Here is a 3,352-nt window from a genome sequence, read left to right as displayed (position 1 = left end):
CGCGATGGCGTGTTCCCGGTGCGTACCGGGGCGGTCGGCAGGACTGGACTCGGATGGACTCAACGCTCCGCTCCCCACGCACAAGTTGTCTCGTCCGGCCCGGTGCCGGCGCGGTGCCGACCCCGTGTCGGCCCGGTGTGCCCGGCAGGCCGGGTCAGCGCCCGTAGAACTCCACGACCTTGCCGATGATGTAGTCCTGGTCCGCTTCGGTCAGTCCGGTGTGGGTGGGCAGACACAGCCCGTCCGCGGTGAAGCGGCCGGCGTTCAGGGAGGCCCAGTCCGGATCGAAGTAGAGGGGCTGCCTGCTCATCGGCTGGAAGAACCGCCTGGTCTCAATGGACTCTTCGGCCAGAAACGCGCACAGTTCATCGCGGCGTTCGGCCCGTAGGTCGTACATCCACAGCACATCCCGCGGCGGCATGCGGGTGATTTCCCGGATATCCCGGAGTCCGGCGTCGTAATACGCCTCGATCTTCCTGCGCTGGGCCAGGAATTCATCTATCTGCTCCAGCTGCCCGAGGGCGACCGCGGCCTGTAGATTGGTCATGCGGAAGTTGTAGGCCAGCTTTTTGTGCAGGAAGTCGTGCTCGGGGCCGATGGCCATCCCGCGCAGATGCGCCATCTGCTCGGCGAGCCTGCGGTCGTCGGTCAGACAGACGCCGCCCTCACCGGAGGTGATGATCTTGTTGGCGAACAGGGAGAAGCACGCCACGTCGCCGACCGGCCGGATGCCGTGCGCCTCGGCGCAGTCCTCGACCACCCGCAGGTTGTAGTCGAACGCGATCCTCGTGATCACGTCCATGTCGCAGCGACGCCCGTGCACATGGACGGGCATGACGGCCTTGGTGCGCGGCGTGATCCTGGACTCGATGAGAGCCGTGTCGATGTTGAGGTCGTCGCCGCAGTCGACGAATACGGGCGTCGCGCCCGTGTAGGTGACCGCCCACGCGGACGCGACGAAGGTGAATTCGGGGACCAGCACCTCGTCGCCGGGGCCCACGCCGAGGGCGCGCAGCGCCAGGGTGAGCGCGGCCGTACCCGAGGAGCAGGACACTCCGTGCGCCACGCCGTTGTAGCGCGCGAATTCGGCTTCGAACTGCCGGACATAGGGCCCCGCGGCCGATATCCACCCGGAACTGATGGCCTCGGTGACGTACTTCAATTCCGCGCCCACCAGATTTGGTTTCGCGGCCTGATATCTGAAGGTCATGCCATTCCTCATTCAGCCGGGGGCCGAGGGCACGGTCGCTCACTTCACTGTATCGGCGCCCCAATTCAGAATCACTAAGGGAAGTACCAGAGCCCTTCGGCCCGGGGTCCGCTTCACTCCCCCGTGGCGATCCAGTCCTCGATGGCACGCGCGGTGTCCGCCGCCTTTTCCTCGATCACCGAGAAGTGATTGGCCGCTATGGGCCGTACGGTGTGCGAGGGGTCGAGCGGGGAACTGCGCCAGCGGTCGAACTCGGCCTCGCCACCGGGGAACGCCTCCGCGCACTGGAGGAACAGGACGGGCACCGGCACCGGGTCGTACTCCAGGTGTGCGGCGATCTCGAACCAGTGGGCCATGCCGGACAGCCTCGCGCTGTGGAACACCCCGAACTCCGACTCGGACCGGAAGATCTGGTCCAGCAGCCCGCCGACGAGAGTGCCCTGCGACTCCACACCGGTGGGCCGGAAGGTGTCCATCATGACGACCGACTCCGGCAGGCGTGCGCCGGTCCGTGCGAGATGGCCCGTGACGGAGTAGGCGAGCGCGCCCGCCGAGGAGTGGCCGACCAGGACGAAGGGGTCGTGGTCGGCGGCCTGCTCGATGCTCGCCGCCAGCGTACGGAGGGCGACCTCGGCCGTGGCGGGCAGGCTCTCCCCCGCGGCGTAGCCGGGCAGCGGGATCGCCGACACGGGGCGGGTGCCGCGGAAGTGGGCGGCCAGCCGGGCGTACTGGTGCACACCGCCGTTGACGACCGTCGAGCTGAGGCAGATCAGTCGGGGTGTGGCGGGCCCGTCGGCGAGGGACACCGGCCGGGCCATGTGCCGGGGGTCGTCCGGCAGGTCGTAGGTGGGCCGGATTTTGGCGATCGCCTGAAGCATATGGAATCCGTCGCCCACCTTGTCCGCGATGACCGCGGCGCGGAACATCGCGCTGACGGTGTCCTGCCCGCCGGGCGCCTCCTCCCGAGTGGCCGGCTGGGGGCCGGTTCCGCCGTGACCGGCGAACTCGTGCCGCACCCAGCGGGCGAGTTCGGCGGGTGTCTTCTTGTCGAACACCAGCATCGGGGACAGCCGCAGCCCGGTCAGCTCGGTGAGCCTGTTGCGCAGCTCTATCGCACTGAGCGAGTCGAATCCCAGCTCCAGGAAGTCGCGTTCGGGGTGGACGGCCGCGGCCTCGCCGTGGCCCAGGAGCGCGGCCGCGTGGCCGCGCACCAGTTCCTGTACGGCGGTGTCCTGCTCGTCCTCGCTGAGCCCGGCGAGGTGCCTGCGCAGCCAGTCCGGGCCGGTGTTCTCCGCGCCGGCGGCGGTGGCGGTACGGCGCACCGGTGGCACCAGTCCGCGCATCAGCGGCGGCAGTTTGTCGGCGTGGGCGCGCAGGGTCGCCATGTCCATCCGGACGGGCACCGGGTTGGCGTGCCGCAGCGGGATCGCGGCGTCGAACAGGGCCAGGCCCTGTGCCACGGACAGCGGTGGCAGGCCCGTCCGCGCGCTGCGCCGCAGCTCCGTGCCGGCCAGGGTGCCGGTCATCCCGGCGCTCTCCTCCCACGCGCCCCACGCCAGGGAGGTCGCGGCCTGGCCGCGCGCGGCGCGGTGTGCGGCCAGGGCGTCCAGGAAGGCGTTCGCCGCCGCGTAGTTGCCCTGCCCGGCCGCGCCGCTGACCCCGGCCAGTGAGGAGAACAGGACGAAGGCGGCCAGGTCGAGGTCGCGGGTCAGCTCGTGCAGATGCCACGCCGCGTCCACCTTCGGCCGCAGCACGGCGCTCAGCCGCTCGGGCGTCAGCGCCCCCACCACACCGTCATCGAGCACACCCGCCGCGTGCACCACCGCCGTGAGCGGATGCTCCGCCGGGATCGACGCCAGCACCCCCGCCACCGCGTCACGATCCGACACATCACACGCCACCACCGACACCTCGGCGCCCAGCGCCGACAGCTCCGACCGCAGCTCCCCCGCACCCGGAGCGTCCGGCCCGCGACGGCTCGTCAGCAGGAGTCGGCTCACTCCGTGTCCGGTCACCAGGTGGCGGGCCAGTTCGCTGCCCAGGCCGCCGGTCCCGCCGGTGATCAGTACCGTGCCCGAGCCGTCCCACGGGTGGGTGGCGTCCTCCTCCGGGGCCGGCCGGGCGAGGCGCCCGACGCGCAGC

Annotated in this window: 1 protein-coding gene and 1 pseudogene; both read right to left on the bottom strand. The window is 70.6% G+C overall.

Annotated features, from left to right (window positions below; all coding sequences use genetic code 11):
* Positions 1-154 precede the first annotated feature (154 nt).
* Complete coding sequence (locus ACH4S9_RS31735; RefSeq protein WP_358849045.1) at positions 155-1,210, bottom strand: DegT/DnrJ/EryC1/StrS family aminotransferase; 1,056 nt, start codon at positions 1,208-1,210, stop codon at positions 155-157.
* A gap of 113 nt (positions 1,211-1,323) precedes the next feature.
* Positions 1,324-3,225: pseudogene (locus ACH4S9_RS31730) on the bottom strand (KR domain-containing protein); the annotation flags it as partial.
* Positions 3,226-3,352 lie beyond the last annotated feature (127 nt).

The sequence above is a fragment of the Streptomyces sp. NPDC021225 genome, from assembly GCF_044332865.1.
Classification (GTDB): domain Bacteria; phylum Actinomycetota; class Actinomycetes; order Streptomycetales; family Streptomycetaceae; genus Streptomyces.
The sequence above is the reverse complement of the archived record's forward strand: the minus strand, read 5'-3'. Positions and strand labels throughout refer to the sequence as shown.

What these genes read in the sequence shown, in the direction of transcription:
- ACH4S9_RS31735 (WP_358849045.1), bottom strand. Translation starts at nt 1,210, where the DNA reads ATGACCTTCAGATATCAGGCCGCGAAACCAAATCTGGTGGGCGCGGAA.